The 22,546-nt window shown below is 42.4% G+C and carries 19 protein-coding genes and 1 riboswitch; of the genes, 12 read left to right on the top strand and 7 right to left on the bottom strand.

What is annotated here, in order from left to right; translation table 11 throughout:
- The 5 genes from proW to R8O70_RS16065 all read left to right on the top strand — a co-directional run bounded on the left by proW (window position 1) and on the right by R8O70_RS16065 (window position 5,225).
- Window positions 1-1,086 (top strand): glycine betaine/L-proline ABC transporter permease ProW, encoded by a 1,086-nt coding sequence (gene proW, locus R8O70_RS16085; protein WP_318184256.1) that lies wholly within the window; start codon window positions 1-3, stop codon window positions 1,084-1,086.
- Complete coding sequence (proX, locus tag R8O70_RS16080; protein ID WP_005385703.1) at window positions 1,079-2,086, top strand: glycine betaine/L-proline ABC transporter substrate-binding protein ProX; 1,008 nt, start codon at window positions 1,079-1,081, stop codon at window positions 2,084-2,086. Before proW ends, proX begins: the two co-directional genes overlap by 8 nt.
- A 194-nt stretch (window positions 2,087-2,280) precedes the next feature.
- The gene (locus tag R8O70_RS16075) at window positions 2,281-4,230 is read left to right on the top strand and encodes an LTA synthase family protein (protein ID WP_054577882.1); all 1,950 of its coding nucleotides are present in this window, start codon (window positions 2,281-2,283) and stop codon (window positions 4,228-4,230) included.
- A gap of 146 nt (window positions 4,231-4,376) precedes the next feature.
- Window positions 4,377-4,742, top strand: coding sequence for a VOC family protein (locus R8O70_RS16070; RefSeq protein ID WP_005377781.1), 366 nt, complete (start codon window positions 4,377-4,379; stop codon window positions 4,740-4,742).
- 99 nt (window positions 4,743-4,841) lie between these two features.
- Window positions 4,842-5,225 carry a hypothetical protein gene (locus R8O70_RS16065; protein WP_054576467.1) on the top strand — a complete coding sequence of 128 codons (384 nt, stop codon included), beginning with the start codon at window positions 4,842-4,844 and terminating at the stop codon, window positions 5,223-5,225.
- A gap of 89 nt (window positions 5,226-5,314) precedes the next feature.
- On the opposite strand, the gene R8O70_RS16060 is transcribed toward R8O70_RS16065, so the two are convergent.
- Together R8O70_RS16060 and R8O70_RS16055 are read right to left on the bottom strand one after the other, a co-directional pair.
- Window positions 5,315-6,049, bottom strand: a complete 735-nt coding sequence (locus R8O70_RS16060) for a chromosome partitioning protein ParA (RefSeq protein ID WP_033905210.1) — start codon at window positions 6,047-6,049, stop codon at window positions 5,315-5,317.
- A 31-nt stretch (window positions 6,050-6,080) separates the two neighbouring features.
- Entirely contained in the window at window positions 6,081-6,239 is a 159-nt protein-coding gene (locus R8O70_RS16055) for a hypothetical protein (RefSeq protein ID WP_005377784.1), read from the bottom strand.
- Between the two features lie 527 nt (window positions 6,240-6,766).
- A riboswitch (glycine riboswitch) is annotated at window positions 6,767-6,866 on the top strand.
- A 122-nt stretch (window positions 6,867-6,988) separates the two neighbouring features.
- Between R8O70_RS16055 and R8O70_RS16050 the strand changes: the two genes are divergently transcribed.
- Window positions 6,989-8,365: an alanine/glycine:cation symporter family protein gene (locus R8O70_RS16050; protein ID WP_005377785.1), complete on the top strand. Its 1,377-nt coding sequence runs from the start codon at window positions 6,989-6,991 to the stop codon at window positions 8,363-8,365.
- Between the two features lie 118 nt (window positions 8,366-8,483).
- Here R8O70_RS16050 and R8O70_RS16045 read toward each other — a convergent pair whose 3' ends face one another.
- Together R8O70_RS16045 and R8O70_RS16040 are read right to left on the bottom strand one after the other, a co-directional pair.
- Entirely contained in the window at window positions 8,484-9,050 is a 567-nt protein-coding gene (locus R8O70_RS16045) for a hypothetical protein (RefSeq protein WP_005377786.1), read from the bottom strand.
- Window positions 9,050-9,685 (bottom strand): LysE family translocator, encoded by a 636-nt coding sequence (locus R8O70_RS16040; protein ID WP_017820932.1) that lies wholly within the window; start codon window positions 9,683-9,685, stop codon window positions 9,050-9,052. Before R8O70_RS16040 ends, R8O70_RS16045 begins: the two co-directional genes overlap by 1 nt.
- A 223-nt stretch (window positions 9,686-9,908) precedes the next feature.
- Between R8O70_RS16040 and R8O70_RS16035 the strand changes: the two genes are divergently transcribed.
- A complete protein-coding gene (locus R8O70_RS16035) occupies window positions 9,909-11,381 on the top strand; it encodes a carboxypeptidase M32 (RefSeq protein ID WP_258481164.1) in 1,473 nt (490 codons plus the stop codon).
- A gap of 67 nt (window positions 11,382-11,448) precedes the next feature.
- Here the strand turns inward: R8O70_RS16035 and R8O70_RS16030 are convergent, their stop codons facing one another.
- From R8O70_RS16030 to R8O70_RS16020, 3 genes are all read right to left on the bottom strand, one after another.
- Window positions 11,449-12,399, bottom strand: coding sequence for an LpxL/LpxP family Kdo(2)-lipid IV(A) lauroyl/palmitoleoyl acyltransferase (locus tag R8O70_RS16030; protein ID WP_170890598.1), 951 nt, complete (start codon window positions 12,397-12,399; stop codon window positions 11,449-11,451).
- 420 nt (window positions 12,400-12,819) lie between these two features.
- Window positions 12,820-13,155, bottom strand: coding sequence for a DMT family transporter (locus tag R8O70_RS16025; RefSeq protein ID WP_258481193.1), 336 nt, complete (start codon window positions 13,153-13,155; stop codon window positions 12,820-12,822).
- 123 nt (window positions 13,156-13,278) lie between these two features.
- Window positions 13,279-13,665: a DUF6559 family protein gene (locus R8O70_RS16020; protein ID WP_005377791.1), complete on the bottom strand. Its 387-nt coding sequence runs from the start codon at window positions 13,663-13,665 to the stop codon at window positions 13,279-13,281.
- A 340-nt stretch (window positions 13,666-14,005) separates the two neighbouring features.
- Here R8O70_RS16020 and metA point away from each other — a divergent pair, with 340 nt between their 5' ends.
- The 5 genes from metA to R8O70_RS15995 all read left to right on the top strand — a co-directional run bounded on the left by metA (window position 14,006) and on the right by R8O70_RS15995 (window position 22,538).
- The gene (gene metA / locus R8O70_RS16015) at window positions 14,006-14,947 is read left to right on the top strand and encodes a homoserine O-acetyltransferase MetA (RefSeq protein WP_158159640.1); all 942 of its coding nucleotides are present in this window, start codon (window positions 14,006-14,008) and stop codon (window positions 14,945-14,947) included.
- Window positions 14,948-15,126: 179 nt separating this feature from the next.
- On the top strand, window positions 15,127-15,852 hold the full coding sequence (gene pilW, locus R8O70_RS16010; protein WP_151514736.1) for a type IV pilus biogenesis/stability protein PilW: 726 nt from the start codon (window positions 15,127-15,129) through the stop codon (window positions 15,850-15,852).
- Between the two features lie 267 nt (window positions 15,853-16,119).
- A complete protein-coding gene (locus R8O70_RS16005; RefSeq protein ID WP_005385723.1) occupies window positions 16,120-17,049 on the top strand; it encodes a phosphate/phosphite/phosphonate ABC transporter substrate-binding protein in 930 nt (309 codons plus the stop codon).
- Entirely contained in the window at window positions 17,049-19,205 is a 2,157-nt protein-coding gene (locus R8O70_RS16000) for a GGDEF domain-containing phosphodiesterase (RefSeq protein WP_258481166.1), read from the top strand. The genes R8O70_RS16005 and R8O70_RS16000 overlap by 1 nt, the downstream gene beginning before the upstream one ends.
- A 156-nt stretch (window positions 19,206-19,361) precedes the next feature.
- Window positions 19,362-22,538: a response regulator gene (locus R8O70_RS15995; RefSeq protein WP_258481167.1), complete on the top strand. Its 3,177-nt coding sequence runs from the start codon at window positions 19,362-19,364 to the stop codon at window positions 22,536-22,538.
- The last annotated feature ends 8 nt before the right edge of the window (window positions 22,539-22,546 follow it).

Below are 22,546 nucleotides of genomic sequence, written 5' to 3'. Positions count from 1 at the left end.
ATGTCTTCAGAGCAAACTAACAATGATCCCTGGTCAAATACTGCTCCTGCGCAAGATGATCCTTGGTCGCAAGGTACAGAGGCCGCGCCAAGTAATGATTGGCTCAACTCAGAAACTGTAGAGCAAGCGCCATTCGATATTATGAACCCATTCCAAGATGCGGTTTTACCCCTCGATAGCTGGGTAGAATCCGGTTTGAACTGGCTGGTGGAACATGGTCGACCTGTTTTCCAAGCAATACGAGTTCCAATCGACTTTATTCTAACGTCGTTTGAAACTGCTTTGGCGTCTACACCTGCGTCTATAATGGTACTCATTTTATTTTTGCTAGCGTGGCAGTTTTCCAATGTAAAACTTGGTTTTTCTACTCTTGTATCCCTTGTTTTCATTGGCCTAATTGGTGCGTGGTCACAAGCGATGACAACGCTAGCACTGGTGTTAACCGCCGTTTTCTTCTGTTTGCTTATAGGGCTACCAATGGGGATATGGTTGGCAAGGAGCCAAACCGCTGCCAAATTTGTTAGGCCAATATTAGATGCAATGCAAACGACTCCCGCGTTCGTTTACCTTGTACCAATTGTTATGTTGTTTGGTATTGGTAACGTTCCTGGCGTAGTAGTAACGATCATTTTCGCCCTGCCTCCCGTTGTGCGCCTGACTATTTTGGGTATTCAACAAGTACCTGAAGAGCTTATCGAAGCTGGCCACTCTTTCGGGGCAAACAAAAAACAGATGCTTTATCGCATCCAGTTACCGTTGGCGTTACCAACTATCATGGCAGGTGTAAACCAAACCTTAATGCTGTCACTTTCTATGGTAGTGATTGCTTCAATGATTGCTGTTGGCGGCTTAGGCCAAATGGTACTTCGTGGTATTGGCCGACTTGATATGGGTCTTGCTGCCGTTGGTGGCTTAGGCATCGTTATTCTTGCGATTTTGTTAGACCGTATCACCCAGGTGTTAGGGGTTAATGCGGGCAACACTAAACTTCGCTGGTATCACACAGGTCCTGTTTCATACCTATTAAAACTGAAAACAAAGACGAACCAAGACGATCTAAAACTTAGGAGAAACATCAATGAATAATTCATGGAAGAAAGCGCTCTCTGTTGGAGCTCTAAGTACTATCGCATTTTCAACTTATGGTGTGGCAAGTGAACTACCGGGTGAAGGTGTCACTGTTCAGCCTGTTCAATCAACCGTTGCAGAAGAAACATTTCAAACGTTGATCGTAAACCGCGCACTTGAAGAGCTTGGTTACGATGTTAAACCGACCAAAGAAGTGGACTACAACGTAGGCTACACCTCTATTGCTAAAGGTGATGCTACTTTCTTAGCGGTTGGTTGGTTCCCTCTTCACGCCGATAAGTACACGATGTCTGGCGGTGATGATAAGTTCTTCCGTAAAGGCCAATACGTAAGTGGTGCTGCGCAAGGTTATTTGATCGATAAGAAAACAGCGGAAAAATATAACATCACTAACATTGGTCAGTTAAAAGATCCAAAATTGGCGAAGCTATTCGATGCAAACGGCGATGGCAAAGCGGACTTAACTGGTTGTAACCCAGGTTGGGGTTGTGAAATGGTTGTTGAGCATCAGTTGGATGCTTTCAAACTCCGTGACACAGTAACACACAACCAAGGTAACTACGCAGCGATTATCGCTGATACGATCTCACGTTACAAAAAAGGCGATCCGATTCTTTACTACACTTGGACACCGTACTGGGTAAGTGGCGTTTTAGTTCCGGGGAAAGATGTTGTGTGGTTAGAAGTGCCATTCTCTTCACTTCCTGGTGAGCGTAAGGACATTGATACAACACTAGAGAACGGTAAGAACTACGGCTTCGAGATGAACTCTATGCGCATCGTTGCCAATAAAGAGTTTACAGAAAACAACCCTGCTGCTGCAAAGCTGTTTGAAATCATCAAACTAAATATCAATGATGTTAGTGCTCAGAATATGATGATGAGCCAAGGTAAGAACAGCTCAGCGGACATCGAGTCTCATGTAAATGGTTGGATCAAAGCGAACCAGAAAAAGTTCGACGCTTGGGTCGAAGAAGCGAAGAAAGCCGCAATGTAATCATGCCTTTATCAACCTCTAGAGCCAGTTGGTGTTATCAACTGGCTCTTTTTTTACACAAACGCCCCTCCCCCTTACATAGACATACCAACACTTACACTACTCGACCATAAACCCACATTATAATTCACGTTTATTTCACGCTTGCTTTGCTAAAAACAACACAACATAACAATTAAACTATTCGAATAAATATGAAAAACTTATCAAGGAGCTCTGTGTGGGGGCCTTTGCAGCCAATTGCTGCCTTTTCTTTGTTTTCGCTTCTATTTCTGTCTATCTCAAGAGTTTTGCTAGCTTTTTGGCAGATTGACCGTATTGACTCTCTAAACGACTTAATTTACATCCTAGGTCAAGGTTTGCGCGTAGATATTGCAACGCTTTGCTGGTTATTTATTCTTCCAGCACTGTTTTCAACCTTCATGCCATTAACCGGTAAGATGGGAGAGTGTTGGAAGCGAATATTACGCATATGGATGGTTTTAGGGCTTTGGGTGCTTGTATACATGGAGCTCGCAACAGCGCCATTCATTCAGGAATACGACCTACGTCCAAACCGCCTGTTTGTGGAATACTTAATCTACCCAAAAGAAGTCTTGAGTATGCTCTGGACTGGCTACAAATTAGAACTGTTTATTGGTGCGTTAGGTACAGTTTTAACCATCACTTTAGGTTGGAAGTGGAGTAAGAAACTGACCGATAAGGCGCAGCAGGTCAACTGGAAATGGCGACCACTATTGGCACTTTTCGTTGTTCTTTTTGGGGTTGCAGGTGCTCGCTCATCTTTAGGTCACCGCCCGCTAAATCCTGCTATGGTCGCCTTTTCTAACGATCCACTGCTTAACGACTTAGCACTGAACTCATCTTACTCATTGTTGTTTGCGGTTAATAGCATGAAGTCAGAAAAGAGTGCTGAGCAGTTCTACGGAAAAATGGACACTCAAAAGATGTTGGAATTAGTTCGCACTTCATCAACAAAGTCCGACTTCACCCCTTCATTACTCCCAACCATGAACAGTAACCCCGCGACTTACCAGGGTAAACATAAAAACTTAGTGATTTTGCTACAAGAAAGCTTAGGCGCCCAATTTGTCGGTGATTTGGGCGGTTTGCCTCTAACACCAAACCTTGATGAACTCATGAAGGAAGGTTGGCAGTTCACACAAATGTACGCCACTGGTACTCGTTCTGTTCGTGGAATTGAAGCCGTAACCACGGGCTTTCCTCCATCTCCCTCTCGCGCTGTAGTGAAGCTGAGTAAAAGCCAAACGGGTTTCTTTACTATCGCGGACTTACTGAAAGCTCAAGGCTATCACACGCAATTTATTTACGGCGGTGAAGCCAACTTTGACAACATGAAAACTTTCTTCTTTGGTAACGGTTTTGATCAAATAGTAGAAGAAGACGATTATAACAACCCAAGCTTTGTTGGCTCTTGGGGTGTTAGTGATGAAGATCTATATAACAAAGCAAACGAAGAGTTTGAACGCCTTTCAAAAAGCGACAAACCTTTTTTTAGCTTAGTTTTTACGTCAAGTAATCATAGCCCTTATGAGTATCCAAAAGGCAAAATTGAGCCATACGATTCAGAATATATGACGCGTAACAACGCCGTTAAATATTCCGATTACGCTTTGGGCACTTTCTTTGAAAAGGCGAAAAAGTCATCTTATTGGGATGATACCATTTTCATTGTAATTGCAGATCATGATGCACGTGTTTCTGGCGCTAACCTTGTTCCAGTTAAGCACTTTCACATTCCAGCATTGATCCTTGGTAAAGGCATTCAACCACGTAAAGATGACCGCATAGCAAACAACATAGACATGCCGCCTACACTGTTATCTCTGATTGGGGTAGATGCTAAAACACCGATGATTGGTCGTGATTTAACGAAGCCACTGGCTCGCGAAGATGAACGCGCAATGATGCAATACGACAAAAACTTTGGTTATTTAACGCGCGACAATCTCGTTGTGCTTTCCCCTGGTGAAAAGATATCGACCCTGGCGTACGACTTTAAAGACCAAACCATGAAGCCGCTAGAGGTGGACGAATCTATTATCGAGCGTGCAAAAGCAAACGCATTATTTGCATCTAAAGCGTATCAAAACAACTGGTATTCTTCCAAACACACTCATTAATACCAATGATTCCGCTGATAAAAAGGAGCTAAACGGCTCCTTTTTCTTATTCTGTCACTTACCTTCGAGAATGTTCTACTGACAACTCCTGTCGTTCCTTTCCGTTAGATTGCCCCTACTATTTCTAATTGATTAAGGAACAAACCATGCTGACTATCAATTCATTCGTTCTCTACGTTGAGGACATCCACATAAGCCAAGTTTTTTATTCGAAACTGTTCGAACGCAAAGTCACGCAGTTGTCTCCAACCTTCGCCGCTATTCCACTGACCGAAGGCTTAACGTTGACACTCAAGCAAAGAGATAATCTTTCACCCTACAGCGGAATTAGAGGTGGTGGCACCGAGTTGTCTTTATCGGTGCCCAATAGTCATATGCTAGAGCGCATTTACAAGCGCTGGAAAGACCTAGGTGTTGAGTTTGTTCAACCACCAGCGACATCAGTGTATGGGTTAAATTTTATGGCTATCGATCCAGATAAGCATCGCATTCGTGTTTTCATAAATGAATAAAAATGCGTTAAAAATGCTTTTTACCCATTCCCAATGTGACTTCAATAAATTAGACTCAAGGAAACATCAAAAGCGGCGTAGTAATAAGAAGGAATGCCCATGAGCTCAAGTATGATCCTTAGCGAATCCCTAATCGAGAGCGGAAGAGATATCCCCCTCAAAGAACTGCTTTATGCAAAGCGCGTGCTGGATAACTACATGGCAGTAGCCAAAGAAAGTAGCCCGCTTGAGCTATTAACTGAGATGAAATCGGCAGCAAAGCAAGTAGAATACTTTACAACGACGAGTAACCCGTGTGAGGCTCGTAATGTCATCAGTCAGATGATTGATAAAATCGACACCGCGGAATCTTTTGATTCGTTCAAAGCATTAGCAGGTAAGCCATCTCAAGCACTCAATGAACTAATTGAAGATCGAGCTCAGCTGATTAAACACGAACGAGAGCTCCTGCTCGCCTCAGGCTATGACGCCTCACGAATCTAATATACGAGCAGCCTTAAAGTCATAGCTAACAACGAAAAAGGAGCTCTTAAAGAGCTCCTTTTGCTTTTCAAAAATCGGATACAAAAGACTTAAAGGCCGATATCTTCCGTTATTGCTTTGATTTGTTTGAGGTCCATTTTATAGACTTCAATCATTTGATCGACCTGACTTAGTCGTGAATTAGCTTCATCATGTTTATCACACGCGTCCGACTTCACGTCCCAAGATTTGCCTTCTAAAAATACGTCACACTCTTTCTTGAGTTTCTCAATCTTAGGTAATAATTTCGACCGTTCTTTCTCGAGAGACTCTAATTCTTGCGAAATTTTCAGCTCTTTCTGGAATACTTCGCGGGACCGCTCAAACATAGTCGCTTGCATATCCGCTTGACGACTCAACTTCTCATTTTCTGACTTCGTCGTGTTGATCTTATCTGCCTGCTGCTTCAATTGAGACTCTAGTGACAAGTTGACCTTCTCGACCTCAGTCAATTGCTTTTGCAACTTCTTAAGTGCTTTCTGGTGCGCTTCGTCTTTCGCGGCAAGTAACTCACTAACTTGGTTTTGTATTTCTTGGTCAAGCGCCTCTTCACGCACTTTTACTTGAGATTCCAACTGGGTTTTATCTTGCGTTAGTGCTTGATACTTTTCTTCTAATACGTGGTAAGTCGATTCCCACTTGTTCGCAGTGACAACCGATCCAACAAGGCCACCAAATGCCAAGCCTAACACCGCAGCGATTGCGATATAGATATGCGTACGTTTGTCACGCTCTTCAATGACAACTACGTCGTCTTGCTCTTCCATTTTGTTCTGAGAACTCACCGTATACTACTCCAAGGACTCTTTTACTTTGCTAGCGGATCAATTCCGCAAACATAATTGATGCTGTATAAATCAGAAATGCGCCAATTAATGTTATAACGGTCGCTTTTTGGACTTTTTCATTGGTTCGATAACGAAACAGCACAAATGCTACTGCAATCAACACCGCAATGGCTAATAATCTGGTCATACCGCCTCCTTGTCCACTCATGAAAAACTGCCTAGGTCCGTAGACTGTTTCACAAAGATTCATTGTAACCCATTTATACGTACCATAAGGTCAACTTAGCGTAGATTTTAAAATAAGTGCTCCGATTTTAATCAATTTTGTGTCCTTAATTGAATAACTTATGTCGTAACGATCGAAACACATTTATCGTTCTGAAGTGTTTTTGGGTTCCATTCCCTAACCCAATAAATTTTATTTATGCCGTGACTCGCACAAAAAGATTGGCAAACATACCTTCATGAAAATAGATAAGGTTATTTCATTGAAAATAAATTGACATAGGGTGTTGAAATGGACCAAAAACATGATAGAGTTCACACGTTAATGATGACCAGCATCATTAACTAACCTTTACTCATTTAATTGAGTAATTGTTCCGATGAAGACTGCAGGAGAGTGGTTATTAATCAAATTTTAACATTTGATTAGCATAACTCGCCGAAGAATTAACTATTTCAGGTGCTACCTAGGTAGCGGGGACTGTAGTTGGAGGAACCTCTGGAGAGAACCGTTAAATCGGTCGCCGAAGGAGCAAGTCTTGCACTCACGCAAGGTGAAACTCTCAGGCAAAAGGACAGAGGAGTGGAAAGTTACAACCTAACTATTTTGCTTGGCCTTCCCGCCTACAGCCAATAGCTTAGTTCTTTTAGAGATCGTTGATCTCGTCCTTTCCCTCTTCTCCTTATTAGTTGTTTTATTAAGGGGAAATCATGAACAACCTACAATCTTTACTACAAACCATCGATAATTTTGTCTGGGGTCCACCGCTGCTTATTTTGCTAGTGGGTACAGGTGTTTACTTCACTTTTAGCCTTGGCTTGATCCAGTTTAAACACCTCCCAACAGCGCTAGCGATGGTATTCAGTAAAGATAAGTCATCTAATACTCAAGGTGACGTTTCTAGCTTTGCAGCTCTTTGTACTGCACTCTCAGCAACAATTGGTACTGGTAACATTGTTGGTGTTGCCACAGCAATCAAACTCGGTGGACCAGGCGCTCTATTCTGGATGTGGCTCGCTGCCCTTTTCGGAATGGCGACTAAATACGCCGAATGTTTGTTGGCGGTTAAGTACCGAAGAGTCGATGATAAAGGCCAAATGATTGGTGGCCCAATGTATTACTTGCAATACGGTGTTGGCTCAAAAGCTCTCGCGATCATGTTTGCAGTGTTTGCTTTGGGTGTTGCTTGTTTTGGTATCGGTACGTTTCCACAAGTAAACGCGATTCTGGATGCAAGTGAGATATCTCTTGGTGTTAACCGTGAGCTATCTGCCTTTGTACTAACTCTTTTGGTTGCTTTCGTAACTTTGGGTGGCATCAAATCCATTGCTAACGTTGCAGGAAAAGTGGTTCCTACCATGGCTGTATTTTATGTGTTGGCGTGTTTAAGCGTGATCATCATGAATGCAGACCAATTGTTCAATGCCGTTGAATTAGTGCTGGTTTCAGCCTTTACATCAACAGCAGCGACTGGTGGTTTTTTAGGTGCAAGCATCATGCTGGCAATCCAATCAGGTATCGCTCGCGGTGTGTTCTCAAATGAATCAGGTTTGGGTAGCGCGCCTATGGCAGCAGCAGCAGCGAAGACAGACTCTTGTGTTAAACAAGGCCTAATTTCAATGACGGGTACCTTTTTCGATACCATCATTATTTGTACCATGACAGGCCTTGCTCTAATCCTGACCGGTGCATGGCAAAGTGACCTAGCAGGCGCCGCGATGACGACTCATGCTTTTGCGGTGGGTTTAAATGCAGATACATTTGGCCCTATGCTCGTCTCAATCGGTTTGATGTTCTTCGCTTTTACCACCATTCTTGGTTGGAACTACTACGGTGAGCGTTGCGTTGTGTTCCTGTTCGGAACTAAAGCTGTGCTTCCATACAAACTGATTTTCGTTGGCTTGGTGGCATCTGGTGCATTCCTTCACCTCGATATGATTTGGCTACTGGCTGATATCGTAAACGGTCTGATGGCAATTCCTAACCTGATTGGTTTGATCGCACTGCGTCACGTCGTACTGGCAGAAACCAAACTGTTCTTTAGCTCAACATCGCAATCAGGTGAAGTTGAAGCAGTGAAAGCTTAGTGAAACGACAGCTGTTCGGTCACAAACTACCAGTAACGGAGAGCAAAGCACATTAGAAATGGTAAAAACATAAAGCCCGCTATTATTTAGCGGGCTTTATTTATCTTCGGTTAAATGGTTAATCTCTCAACCATTGATGCTCAACGTTTTCTCCACGTTCTTCAAAAAACTTCGCATTTTTTTTCTTGAATTGATCCGCTTTCAACTCTGATAGCGGCCAGTCTAAAAATGCTTCTGTTACAAACGAGTCGCCGACACCAACCTCAATCGATTCCAGATGTTTCCCGATGTAGCGATAAAAGTAGCCTTGCCCAAACGCATCGCACACCATAGGTACATGCCTGACACGTTGATGATTGACAGAGACCGAAGCCCAAGTCGTCGTTTTAGGTTCACAGGTTTGCTCTTTTACAACGTCGACCTCAAATTTATTGTCCATAGTTGTCGAAACAAAAACGACAATAGCGTCATGCAAATACACACGCCTGAGCAATAACTGTTTAGTGTCTTGAGTTCGCGTTTGTTGTATTCCATTAGCAAAAGGCTCGAAGTAGCCCCAGTGCCAAGACCAGATCATGCCGCGTTGCGCAAACTGTACTTGTGGCCACGTATGCCAAGCAACAGCGGCACCTATCCCCACAATAAATACAGCGAGTAGTATCAACAATCGATAAATATTACGCATTAAACGGGTTTTTCAATTAATAACTTCACACCAAGTGCGACTAATACTGCGCCCGTCGCGCCTTCCATCCACTTCATAAAGCTTGCATTCTTTAGTAGATTTTTAGCCGAGTTAAGCGCGCCAGCTAAACCACACTGCCAAACCATCGCAATAGCAAAGTGTACAGATGCCATCATCATTGATTGAAGCAAGGGTGAACCTTCTGGATTCACAAACTGTGGCAAGAAAGCCAAATAGAAGACCGCCGTTTTCGGGTTCAAGACGTTAGAAAGAAAGCCCTCTCTAAAAGAGCGCTTACCATTAAACACTTCGTGAATCTGCTCGGTCACGGTCAATCCATCTTTCGACGACATTAGCGCTTTTAAACTGCTCAAACCAAGCCAGATAAGATAAGCTGCGCCAATCATTTTTACGATTTGGAACAACTCTGCTGATTGCGCAAGAATCGCCGAGATACCAACCGCAGAAAAAAAAGCATGTACGAATAAGCCAAAGCAAATCCCTAGACTGGTTGTACATCCATCTTTTAGGCCCGAGCGGCTAGTGTTACGGATAACAAGTGCAGTATCTAAACCTGGCGTTAACGTTAAAATCGTAATGGCAATAATAAATGCCTCGAAATTCAAAATATCCATATTATCGTGATAATTAATTGTCAATCCTTCATCAATACCGCCAATCCACAAGATTCGCAAGCTTCTTTTTTAAGAGAGCTATACAACTGGGTGAGTTTATGGACAATGGGTTGGAGTTAATTGTTAATTATTAGTAAATTAACGCAGGTTGCTTAGTGCAACACCATATGAAGGACCCGTTATCGGGTGTTTAGGGAAAGAACAAAAGAATAAGAGTAGTCACATGAACGCATTTACAAAACTCGTTGAACATTCCAAAAAAGTGGCAAATTTTGAGCATCTATCTGCCATCATAGATTGGGATCAAGCAGCGGTCATGCCACCTGGTGGCGCTGAAGCACGCTCGAATGCCACGGCAGAGCTTGATGTACATATCCATTCTTTAATGACTCAACCGCACTTGGGAGAGCTTTTCGCTCAGGCAGAAGAAGAGACGCTGTCTACAAAAGAAAAATCTATCCTAAGAGAAATGAAGCGTGGGTGGCAGCAAGCTAACTTACTACCAGAATCATTAGTTCAAGCTCAATCTCTTGCTGGCTCCAAATGTGAACATGCATGGCGTACACAACGTGGAGAAAATGACTGGGCTGGTTTTGAAAAGAACTGGGCTGAAGTAGTAAAGCTATCGCAGGAAGAAGCGCAAATTAGAGCCGAAGCAAATGGCACGACTCCTTATGATGCCATGCTCGATGTTTATGAACCTGGCACAACGTCTGCGTCGTTAGACATTCTTTTTGCTGACGTGAAAACCTGGCTTCCTACTTTGATCGATGAAGCGCTTGAAAAACAACAATCAGACAACATCTTATTGCCAACTGCACACTACCCTGCGGAAAAGCAAAAAGCGCTCGGTTTGGAAGTCATGAAGCTACTTCAATTCGATTTTGAACACGGTCGACTTGATGAGAGTACCCACCCATTTTGTGGCGGTGTACCGACAGATGTGCGTATTACGACACGTTATAATGAAAACGAGTTTGTCCAATCATTGATGGGGATTGTCCACGAAACTGGCCATGCTCGATACGAGCAAGGGCTACCAAAAGATTTATCAGGAACACCCGCGGGAGAAGCTCGCTCTATGGGTATTCATGAATCACAATCACTCTTCTTTGAAATGCAAATAGGACGAAGCAGCGCGTTTATCGATCACCTCGCTCGACTGGCTTCTAACCATTTTTCTGGTAGTGAATTCGAAAAAGACAATTTAGCCAAAATTTACACTCGCGTAGAAAAAGGCTTTATTCGCGTAGATGCTGACGAACTCACATATCCTGCTCACGTTATTCTTCGATATGAAATTGAGCGAGATCTCATGAACGGCGTCATCAAACATACAGATGTACCAGAACTCTGGAACGAAAAGATGAAAGCGTACTTGGGGCTATCAACCGAAGGAAACTTCAAAAATGGCTGTATGCAAGATATCCATTGGACAGACGGAAGTTTTGGCTATTTCCCGTCCTACACGCTCGGTGCGATGTACGCTGCACAATTTATGGCAGCAATGAAACAAACCGTCGATGTAGATGCGGTTATTCGTTCTGGCGACTTAGCTCCGATATTCAATTGGCTCTCAGAAAACATCTGGAGTAAAGGTAGCTTATTCACCACTGATGAGTTGGTAAAACAAGCCTCGGGTGAAACACTGAATGCTAAACACTTTCAAGCTCACCTAAAAGATCGCTACTTATAAAGCGAAACGAATAGAAAGTAAAAGCCCAAGGTTCGTATGTTCCTTGGGCTTTTTTAGTCTCTACATGCTATGCCAAGCTAGGGATGAGCCTAGGCTTGTACAAACAGTCCTCACCCTCTGGTCTAGTTTTAAACCGACGATGAAGCCACATATACTGGCTCGGACTTGCCATGATTGATGTTTCAACTATTTGATTCACGAATGCGGCGGCGCGTTGATGATCCTCTTTCGGGAAACCTTCGACGGGCGCACTAATGGTTAGGGTATAGTGTCCGTCTTTTCCTCTTACCATCGTAAAAGGCACAATGGCGCAATCTGTAGAATCAACCAACAAACTTGTACCTGTCGTAGTACAAGCATTTTTAACGGCAAATAACGGTGCAAATGTCGAGCGTCGGTTACCATAATCGTGGTCCGGTGCATACCAAACTCGCTCACCCGTTTTAAGTGCTTCAAGCATGGCTTTGACGTTTTTACGATCAATCAGTGTACGATTAGAGCGAGAGCGTCCTTTATACTGAAAATAATCAAAACACGGATTATTGTTTGGGCGATAAACACCGGTTCCAGACTTTTTAATGCCAAAAGCTCGAGCACCTAACTCTAGATTCATTGAGTGTACGGCCAACATTAATGCACCTTTGCCTGACTTCTCTAAAGCCTCTAGATGCTCCATGCCTTTTATCGTGACGTGTTTGTTTACCCGTTTATCTGACCAAAACCATGCCATTGCGGTCTCAAAAAGTGCGATGCCAGTATTGTCGATGTTGTCTTTTAGAATTGCTTCGCGTTGGCATTTTCCCATATGAGGGAAGCAAAGCTCAAGATTGCGTCTGATCGTAACTTGACGTTTTCTCATGATTCGCATAGCTAAACGACCAATGTTGCGTCCCAAAGCTAGTTGAACTTTAAAAGGAAGGAGGCTAAGTAAGTACATCACGCTAATGATAATTAACGTTCCCCAGTAACGAGGCAAAAGAAATTCGGCCTTGAATGCAGGCTTTTTGTATTTGTTCATGTAAGTATTGTCAGATGTGCCCATCTATAAGTGATAAAAACAATGATAATGGACTGCACTTTTATCATTGATAACGCTAATAACATAAATTAAAGCGCGCGGATTCTATGGTTCTTCGACACACTACACAATAAGAACTTTGCAGAAATATGTAGGGAATGAAAAAGCAGTAAAGATGAGTCGCCACGTTAACATCTATCGGAGTGATTTATCTACTGCCCTTTCCTAAAGTTTGAAGAAACATAACTTTGTATTTTCAATGCGCTAAATAATGCCTGTTTTTCAATCACATAATGCGACCGTGATGAATGCAACAATAAGACATCATATCAATACTCGCCATTAGCGATTGAATTTGCACTAAAAAGCCGCAGCAATTTCTCGCTGCGGCTTCTTATTCACTTAACAAGTCGAGTGGCGTTATTCGTACCCTACTGTTTTGGATAATAAATTTACGATCAACACACCAGCGATAATAAACCCAATACCAACTAGGGCTGGTAAGTCTAGACGCTGTCCGTAAACAAAGTAACTAACCGTCGCAACCAAAACGATCCCAGCACCACTCCATATGGCATAAACAACCCCGACAGGCATTGTTTGCACTGTGACGGAAAGCAAGAAGAAAGCGATGCCGTAACCAATCAAAACGACTGTGCTCGGCATTACTTTCGTAAATTGCTCTGTTTTGGGAATATAAGAAGTGGCAATCACTTCACATACAATCGCTATCGACAGCGCCAACATTGGTGGCATAGAGACAAGCATTTTGAACATAAGGCATTAACGCTCAACAGAAATGTAACCGACAACATGTCCGGATAATTAGGCCGCGCATTATACCCAACTCATCTCACGATGGAATACCACTAACGATGTTTACACACCATCACTTTCGCTTACTTTTTGATGACCAGGTGAAAGGCTGACGTTTTGGTGCTGACGAGAAATTTCAAAGTAGATATGCATATCAATCGGCTCAGGTGTATTGAGTAGCATCTTACCTACTTCACGTTGGAAATGACCATAATTACCTAGCTCATCCGTTAGTTCTAGGAGCTCGTAAGAGGCTTCATCGGCAAACATTCCATACGCATACTGATAATGACTGATATCCTTGCTCTTATCATAACCCAGCTTTTGAAGAGCTTGATCAATCTCTTCCGGCGTATAAATGTCTTTATCACCAAACGAATGCAGTAGCACGCAAGGAACTTCTTGAGCGATGCTCTGAATCTTTGTCTTTCTCTTGAAAATACCGAACATAATGTCCTCCACTGACGATGTTTCCAAATATGCACATTAATGCAAAATGGTGAGCTGATTGTTTTTAGTATGGCTCATTAATTTGAGACTTCCTTACTACGAAGTCACCTTCACATATTAACGTGATCGCATAATTACCAGCAAATAGTACACACTGCGTTTCAAACCTATCTCATCAGAAACTCTGCTTTAGTCACAATTGTGTGACAACCCCGAGTACGGTTTACCATAATGTAAAGAGTAGATTGAAAAGTCGGATTTCGTATCGACATCTAAACTTAATTAAGTTAGCTTTAGAAGTATAGACGTCTAGATTGACTATACTTAGGGAGAGAAAGTCGTGCCAATTAGAATTCCAGATCAATTACCAGCTACCGATGTATTAAGGACAGAAAACATCTTCGTGATGAGTGAAACGCGTGCAGCGAGTCAGGAAATACGTCCTTTAAGAGTGCTGATCCTTAATCTGATGCCAAAAAAAATAGAGACTGAAACTCAGTTTCTGCGTCTACTCTCAAACAGCCCACTACAGGTTAACGTCGAATTACTGCGCATTGATAACCGCCCGAGTAAAAATACGCCAACTGAACATTTAGACACGTTTTATCGCCAATTTGAAATGGTGCGAGATAAAAACTTCGATGGCATGATCATTACTGGGGCTCCATTAGGTTTGGTACAATTTGAAGATGTCATTTATTGGGATCATCTCAAAACCATCATGGAGTGGGCAAAAGATCATGTGACATCCACTCTTTATGTTTGCTGGGCTGCGCAAGCAGGACTAAAGCTACTCTACGATCTACCTAAAAAAACGCGTAAAGAAAAACTTTCAGGCGTGTATCATCACCAAATCCATCATCAATTTCACCCTATCTTACGTGGATTTGATGACACGTTTTTGGCTCCTCACTCGCGTTACGCAGATTTTTCGCCTCACTTTCTAGAAGAGCATACTGACTTAGACATTTTAGCGACATCGGATGTCGCAGGTGTGTACTTGGCCACCACAAAAGACAAACGCAATGTCTTTGTCACAGGACACCCTGAGTATGATTCTCACACCTTACATAATGAATATATCCGAGATTTAAGCGAAGGTATGGAGCCCGCTATTCCTGTCAACTATTACCCAAACAACAACCCAGATAACCCACCAATTGCAAGCTGGAGAAGCCATGGACACCTTCTCTTTTTAAACTGGCTGAACTACTGTGTTTATCAGCAAACACCGTACGACCTCGAGCACTTCAGTGAAGATGCTTTCACTAAAGACGATTAGCTTCAAAATAAGCAAACAAAGCACTCATCATTACCGAAATGTAATATGTGAACCAAGCCGCCATATGGCGGCTTTTTCATAACAGTTTGCAAACCTGATCGCATAGTGTTTTTTCCTCAATAGGTTTTTGCTAAGTAATTCATATCATGCAGAAAGATTCAGGGATGTAGGGATAAAGAATGAAAACAGCAAAGCTCGGTGCACTAATATTATTGTCTCAGTTTGCACTCGTGGGTTGCGTGACGGTGAAAGAAGATGGAAGCCCTGTCGTTAAAGCCGATCCTGTGGCAATGGCAGAATCACGTATCGCACTTGGCTTAGGTTATTTAGACGGCGGTAACATGATTCGCGCGCATGATAACTTACAACAAGCCTTAAACCACGCACCTCAATACTATCGCGCGCAATTATCTATGGCTCACTACTACGAAACGGTTGGTGAAGATATTAAAGCCGAACAGATGTATAAACGCTCTCTACGCCAACACACTAAAAACGGAAATGTGCTCAATAACTACGGTACTTTTCTTTGCAAGCGAGGTGACTTCGAAAAAGCCGATCAGATGTTTAATCGAGCCATTGAGCAGCCTTATTACTACCTTATTCCAGCGAGCTATGAGAATGCAGCTTTTTGTGCGCTAAAATCACAAGATAAAGACAAAGCGAGATACTACTTTACTAGAGCTATCGATCATGACCCCCATAGACCAAAATCGATTTTGCAACTCGCTAAAATAGAAATTGATAGCGGTGATTATACTGAAGCTAGAATTCGATTAATGAGATTCAATCAAATGTATGGCGTGAAGAAGCCCTCTTTGCAACTCATGATTCAACTTGAACGTGCAGCAGGCAATGAAGCTCTCCAGAAAAAGTATCAAAAACAATTGGAGAATTTTTCTTAGTACAAAATAGCGATACAGATGGCGCATTAGCTCACAGCCAATACTGCGCTTGACCAAGAATCCGGTGAATTCAGACTCACGGTGATACATTCATCCTGTACATAAACGTCAAATTCGGTACTATTTGAACGGAATAAGTGACCAAGTCACATTATAAAAAGTGCGCACACAACGAAATTTGTACATCATACTGTTTTTAAGATTGATTTCGGCACATTGATAAATACTAAATATTACTGACATGCACCAGAAGGAAGTTGAAGCCGGATGAAACCTGCCTGCACTCTGTTATTACTCACTTTGCTGAGTTCACCTTTTGTCGTCAGTGCACAAGAAAATATTGAGAAAACATTCACATTTGGCATTGTGTCCAATAAAGCCCAAAGCAAAATCAAAAAAGCGACGCCCCTTACTCAGTATGTAACTGAAAATATGGCTGAATATGGTTACGCAAAAGGGGCGGTAAAGGTATTTAAAAATTATCGTCAGCTCGCGGTTGCGCTTGAAAATGGCACCGTTCAAATTGCAACGGCGACCCCCTTTAATGCGATGACCTTAGAAAAGGAGTCTAATAGCCAAGTTCTTGCTATACGATGGAAAAAAGGCCTGCAAAAATATCATACGGTGTTCTTTACTAATAAAGAGAGTGGCATTGAGTCACTTTCTGACCTGCGCGGAAAAACGCTTGTTTTCGAAAAGCGTACGTCTACCAGCAGCTATTACCTACCTGCGATTACATTGCTGAATCACGGAGAAAAACTGCAATACCTTCCCTCTCCTGATGACAAACCGGCCAAAGACAGTATTGGTTATTTATTCCTTGATGAGCAACTCGCTCAGTCAAATGAAATCAACCTATCTGTATGGGTATATAAACAGAGAGTTGCAGCAGGAGCATTCAGTAACTTCAACTGGAACAATCCCAAAGATTTGCCAGAGAACATGAAAGACAAACTAGCGATTTTTTCTCGTTCTGTTGAAATACCCAGGGATTTGATTCTCGCTTCTCCAAGCATGAGCCTAGAGCAACAGCGTAAAATCACGTCCATACTGCTTGATATGGATACAACTCACGAAGGCTCTCTCGCACTTAAAAAGTTTCAGAACACCAAAAAATTCAGCGCGCTTACTCCAGAAATGCGAGCCTCCTTAAGTACAGTGCGCAAGTCAGTTCACTTGTTACCGAAGGTGGATTGATGTTTCAAAAGCTCTCACTCGAAACCAAATATATTTGCTCGACAATATTCGTTGTCTTGTTTGTTGTGGTGATAAATCTTGCGTTATACATGCACGGTTACGATGCGTATTCAAATAGCTTAACTCAACAAATCACGAACAACTCTCAAGAAAAAACAGAATCTTACGTTAAGCAAAAAGGGTTGGTTTATGCAGAGCTATTATCAAAACAGCTTTTTGATCCACTCTATACAGACAATATCAGTCAAGCGTATGAGCAAATTAAGGCAACATTGAGCCAGCCAGATGTCTCGAAAATACATGTTGTTGACAATGAAGGGCTAATCTTTCACGACGGCACTACTCAGCTAAGGATGTTTGCCCAACCTCATTACCGCTCTCCTTTTATTTTGAAAGCAATAGAAGAATCCAGAACTCTCGTTTCCTTTTCCAAGCATCAGTTGGAGATCGCAGCGCCGATTCAGCAATCAAATATTACTCTTGGGGCGGTATATCTTGAGCTTAACTTGATACATCTACTGGAAGAGAAAGAACAGAACATTGAACAAGTCCAAGCGATTACCTCAAACGATAAACAGAAGATGTTTAACTTGCTGCTAACGATCAGTGGGATATCCGTTCTATTCGGTAGCATCATCGCTTATGCTTTGGGGCGGTCGTTAACTAAGCCACTCAAGCAACTAAAAGATCAATTTTCAGAGTCAAATACCCAAGCGCTGCCAGTCACCGACATACAAAGCAAAGATGAAGTGGGAGAACTTATTTCGGCGTACAACAAAATGTCAAACAAAGTGAACCGATACACCAGCCGAGTTGAGTTCATGGCGTACCACGATATTCTGACTTCCCTGCCAAACCGAGAAAAGTTACTCATTGATATTCAAACGCAAATAACTGACCACAAATCCCCCTCACTCGCGGTTGTGTTTATTGACTTGGATGACTTTAAGCACATTAACGATAACTATGGACATAACATTGGGGATAAATTGCTAGGCCATCTTGCCTCAGAGCTTCAAGGCCGTTTGCCGAGTTATTTTAAGCCGCTTTACCGCCTTTCTACCATCGTAAGTCGAGTAGGTGCGGATGAATTTGTACTGGCCTTTCCGTGCTCGGACAATCATGAAGCTACAGAAAAAGCGCACGCTATTCATCGCCAACTACTCTCTCCCTTTAGTTTGGAAGAGAACGATATTCAAATTACGGCAAGCCTCGGAATTGCTGTGTATCCAGAATTTGGTTCAAACGCTGAGTCTCTTTTACAGCTTTCCTCTCTTGCGGCGCAGGAATCTAAAAGACGCGGTAAAGACATTATGACGATATACGATTCCACGTTTGATGAAACGATTAAACAACGTTTATACATAGAACGAGAACTGCGTCGTTCAGTACGTGACTTGTCTCAATTCGAGCTGTGGTATCAACCACAATTTGATCTAAAAACCTATCGCCTAATTGGGGTCGAAGCATTGGTTAGGTGGAATCATCCCGAGAAAGGCTATATCAGTCCAGAATCGTTTATCCCGATCGCAGAGCAAAGTGATTTAATATTGGAGCTTGGAGAACATATCATTGAGACGGCAGTTGCTCAGCGGGCAATGTGGGCAGAACATTTCGGTACTGATTTTCACATAGCATTAAACTTGTCCCCAAGACAAATCTATCGCCAAGATTTAAGTCAATTATTTTCTAAGTATTTACGACGACATGATGTCGCCCCTCAAACCATTCATGTTGAAGTGACAGAGTCACTTTTTATTGATGATACAGAGAAAGCTCAATATGTGCTTAAAAAACTACAAAGTATCGGAGTGGAAGTTTGGCTAGATGACTTTGGTACGGGGTATTCAGCCCTTGCCTACCTACAACATATGGCTTTTGACGGGCTCAAGATTGATCGTTCATTTATCGCTCAAATCCGAAAAAGCGATCAAGACGATTCATTAGTTCGCGCGATTGTATCCATGGCTCACAACCTAAGAATGAAAGTAGTAGCCGAAGGCGTAGAAACTCAAACTCAACTCACACGAATGGAGTCTCTCCACTGTGACGTCGTACAAGGTTTTTTCTTAGGTAGACCTGTACCTGCTGAGGAATTGATTGCATTTGAATACCAACGAGGGAGTGGCGCTCAAAGCGTCAATCACTTTGCTTAGAACGCCGTTTTGTTAACTATTGCCGCTTAGCGCGTTAGTACTCGTAATGCAATATCGGTCACACTTCCCCCACCTCATTAATATGAATTTTCTCTTAAAATCTAACATCTGAGATAAATAAACTACACTTTTCATATCAACTTCTTGGATATGGAAATGCGCGTGGTAGGAATCTTTTCTTGGAACAACCTGTCGGTAAAACAAAAGCTATTTGGGTTGGTTTTGCTGCCAATTTTATTGTTGCTTGTCCTCGCGGGTAAACATGTACAAAGCCTTTCTATCCAGGCTCAGGAACTACAAAAAGCACAGTTATTCTCTGTCTACATCGACCGCGTATCTTCGCTTTATCACCTACCGAATAACCCTGATGTAATAGATAAGCAACTAAAAACTCAGCAGATATCTCAATTGTTACGCGACACCGCTGCACCAGTATTCGGTGAAAACGCTGAGATACTAAACCAGTTGACAAGCTTTGAGGAAGCAACCCTCTCGATGCTCTCTTCGCAAAATCAAGAAGAAAAGTTAGATGCGGCAGAGTGGCGCGCTGATACGTTCAAAGAAATCCTCATGAGCTTAGACAAAGTCTATTTTAGAAATGTGAGTTATGAAACAAACACTCACCTTTCTTCTTTGATGCAACTTGAATGGTTGATGTTTTGGTCCACTGAAGAGCATAGATTAAGCGAATATTTGATTCGATCTTCAGAGGAAAATAACGAGTATGACCTCACAACACAGGCTTCTATCCAATCTTTAATCCAGAACCAACAACTATTTCTAGAGCGTTTTGTGACGCTAAATGCCAATCAACAACAAGTAGATCTGCTCATTGAGACGTTTACGGGTGAAGTCTTTATCAAAAGCCAAGAGTTTCGTGCCTATTTATTGCAACCAACTCAACTCAAATCATTAACCCCGGATGAGATTGATGCGGGGTTATCTGCACTCAACAAACGCTTATCGTTATTACAAAGTGTTGACGACAAAATGGAACAGCAGCTGAGTGATGATATATCAAAGACAATCAACACGACGACACAGCACCGCTTTACCTTTATCGCAATGATGAGCCTTTTAACGCTGTTGGTCGTAAGTTTAACATTAAGATTGGTGCGAAAAGTTACTGGAAACTTGAATCTAGTCCTCAAATTTCTCAGTAACGAAAGCAATGAACAAAGTAACACTGAAAATTCACCTCTTGCTCAACTAATAAAGGGTAAAGACGAGCTGAGTAAGTTTGCTCGAGAGGTAAAAAAGCTTAGTGATGAGCGGATGTTGTCCAGACTAAAGCTCACACAAGCTAAAGAAGATGCAGAACAAGCAAAAGATGATGCAATTAAGGCGAGTAAAGCCAAAAGTAGCTTTTTGGCCAACATGTCCCACGAGATCCGCACGCCGCTAAATGGCGTTATTGGTATTTCTGAAGTCTTATCCGATACTTCCCTGACTGCCACACAACGCGATTACGTCGACACGATTGAAACCTCCTCCCAACTGCTTTTGAGTTTAATTAATGACGTTCTAGACTTCTCAAAAATTGAATCTGGGATGTTGCTCATTAGCCCACATTCAACTTGTGTTCGAGAGTCTATCTATGACATTGCTTCTATCATTTCACCGAAAGCAAAGGAAAAAGGCATCGATGTGCAAGTCAACATTAGCCGTAACACGCCTTACCACGTAATGTTGGATGACCATCGTATACGCCAAGTTGTCATGAACTTCATGTCTAACGCGGTAAAATTTACCGAACAAGGCAGTGTAGAGCTATCGGTCATCACCCGCGAAATTAAAAATGGTGAAGCGGTCATCGAGTTTTCCGTTAAAGATTCTGGAATTGGTATTGATGCCCAGCAGCAAAAGAAAATATTTGCTCCATTTGCCCAAGAGGATAACTCTACTACCCGACAATTTGGGGGAACTGGACTTGGGCTTGCCATTAGCACGCAATTAGTTGAGCTAATGGGTGGAGAAATTCAACTTGAATCCGAGAAAGGTAAAGGCAGTCGCTTCTTCTTTGAACTAACTGCTCCTGTTGTGACGCAAGAGTTTAACGCTTATCACGCTCTGAATCACAACGATATATGGATTGTATGCAGCAGTACTCAACTAGAACAAAAACTGCGTAACGAGTTAAGTTTTTTCAACATCAATATAACGCAGTCAGTAGATACCTTAAGTGCGTTGCCAACGTGGATTGATAACGAGCGCGTTATCGTTATTCATGTAGAAGCATCACCAAATGCAGCGGCGATGCATATCGATGAGATAGAAAGCCTTTGTAAACGAAACATTCGTGTCTGCCTCATCAAGCACCTTCATAGCCCACAATTCGACTTTAGAAACAGTATCAGCGCCTTGGTCACTCAGCCACTACTAGGGCAGCGCTTAATTAAAGCACTTGAAAGTTGTGCGGCAAATTTCTCGCACGCACAACAAGAGAGCACTTCAGCGCAACATGTTAAATCTCTGCCGAAAATTTTGGTCGTTGATGACAATACGGTCAATCAAAAAATCGCGGGGCTACACGTCACAAAAGCTGGCTTCGAATTTGATGTCGCTGTAAACGGACAAGAAGCGGTTGAGAAATTTCAACAGAATCAATACAGCCTAATTTTAATGGACTGCATGATGCCCGTAATGGATGGATTTGAAGCCACCCAAATAATTCGTCAAATAGAAGTAAAAGAAAAACGCGCTTTCAGAATTCCGATTATTGCTCTAACGGCAAGTGTGGTCGATGACGATATACAAAAATGCTTTGACGTTGGAATGGATGACTATGTGCCCAAACCATTTAAAGCAGGGTTGCTTAAAGAGAAGTTAGATAAGGCAATTGGGTTACGTGTTTCCAACACGACGCCTGCTGAACCACACCAAGAGAACACCACCCCCGATAAAACTCATGAACTACCTGCAAGTTCTGAGCAACCAGAAGCAACGGTAACGCCTATTCGCTCCGAACGCATCTTGCTTGTCGAAGATAATAGAGTGAACCAGAAAGTGGCTTCTCTATTGCTATCTAAAGCAGGCTATCAATTCGAAGTCGCAGAAAACGGACAAATTGCAGTCGAAATGTTCCAAAAAGATGGAAAGTTTGATGTTATTTTGATGGATTGCATGATGCCCATAATGGATGGGTTTGAAGCTTCTAGGCAAATTAGAGCTTATGAAGCGAGTAAAGGATTAGCTAAGACGCCCATTATCGCATTAACAGCAAGCGTCGTTGATGATGATATTCAACGCTGCTTTGATTCAGGAATGGATGCCTACGTACCAAAGCCTGTGCGCAAAGAAAAACTGTTGTATCAAATTGAACAAGCAATGTAGGTGGATTC

Source organism: Vibrio sp. 779(2023) (assembly GCF_033344285.1).
GTDB lineage: Bacteria > Pseudomonadota > Gammaproteobacteria > Enterobacterales > Vibrionaceae > Vibrio > Vibrio alginolyticus.
Note: the sequence above shows the minus strand (reverse complement) of the source record. Positions and strands in the feature narration are given on the sequence as shown.

Excerpts from the sequence above, each read along its gene's own strand:
- proX (WP_005385703.1), top strand. The coding sequence starts at position 1,079 with ATGAATAATTCATGGAAGAAAGCGCTCTCTGTTGGAGCTCTAAGTACT.
- R8O70_RS15995 (WP_258481167.1), top strand. The coding sequence starts at position 19,362 with ATGCGCGTGGTAGGAATCTTTTCTTGGAACAACCTGTCGGTAAAACAA.
- R8O70_RS16030 (WP_170890598.1), bottom strand. The coding sequence starts at position 12,399 with ATGAACAAATACAAAAAGCCTGCATTCAAGGCCGAATTTCTTTTGCCT.
- R8O70_RS16055 (WP_005377784.1), bottom strand. The coding sequence starts at position 6,239 with ATGACCAGATTATTAGCCATTGCGGTGTTGATTGCAGTAGCATTTGTG.
- proW (WP_318184256.1), top strand. The coding sequence starts at position 1 with ATGTCTTCAGAGCAAACTAACAATGATCCCTGGTCAAATACTGCTCCT.
- R8O70_RS16040 (WP_017820932.1), bottom strand. The coding sequence starts at position 9,685 with ATGGATATTTTGAATTTCGAGGCATTTATTATTGCCATTACGATTTTA.
- R8O70_RS16065 (WP_054576467.1), top strand. The coding sequence starts at position 4,842 with ATGAGCTCAAGTATGATCCTTAGCGAATCCCTAATCGAGAGCGGAAGA.
- R8O70_RS16075 (WP_054577882.1), top strand. The coding sequence starts at position 2,281 with ATGAAAAACTTATCAAGGAGCTCTGTGTGGGGGCCTTTGCAGCCAATT.
- R8O70_RS16035 (WP_258481164.1), top strand. The coding sequence starts at position 9,909 with ATGAACGCATTTACAAAACTCGTTGAACATTCCAAAAAAGTGGCAAAT.
- pilW (WP_151514736.1), top strand. The coding sequence starts at position 15,127 with ATGAAAACAGCAAAGCTCGGTGCACTAATATTATTGTCTCAGTTTGCA.
- R8O70_RS16050 (WP_005377785.1), top strand. The coding sequence starts at position 6,989 with ATGAACAACCTACAATCTTTACTACAAACCATCGATAATTTTGTCTGG.
- R8O70_RS16005 (WP_005385723.1), top strand. The coding sequence starts at position 16,120 with ATGAAACCTGCCTGCACTCTGTTATTACTCACTTTGCTGAGTTCACCT.
- R8O70_RS16025 (WP_258481193.1), bottom strand. The coding sequence starts at position 13,155 with ATGCCACCAATGTTGGCGCTGTCGATAGCGATTGTATGTGAAGTGATT.
- R8O70_RS16045 (WP_005377786.1), bottom strand. The coding sequence starts at position 9,050 with ATGCGTAATATTTATCGATTGTTGATACTACTCGCTGTATTTATTGTG.
- R8O70_RS16070 (WP_005377781.1), top strand. The coding sequence starts at position 4,377 with ATGCTGACTATCAATTCATTCGTTCTCTACGTTGAGGACATCCACATA.
- R8O70_RS16000 (WP_258481166.1), top strand. The coding sequence starts at position 17,049 with ATGTTTCAAAAGCTCTCACTCGAAACCAAATATATTTGCTCGACAATA.
- R8O70_RS16020 (WP_005377791.1), bottom strand. The coding sequence starts at position 13,665 with ATGTTCGGTATTTTCAAGAGAAAGACAAAGATTCAGAGCATCGCTCAA.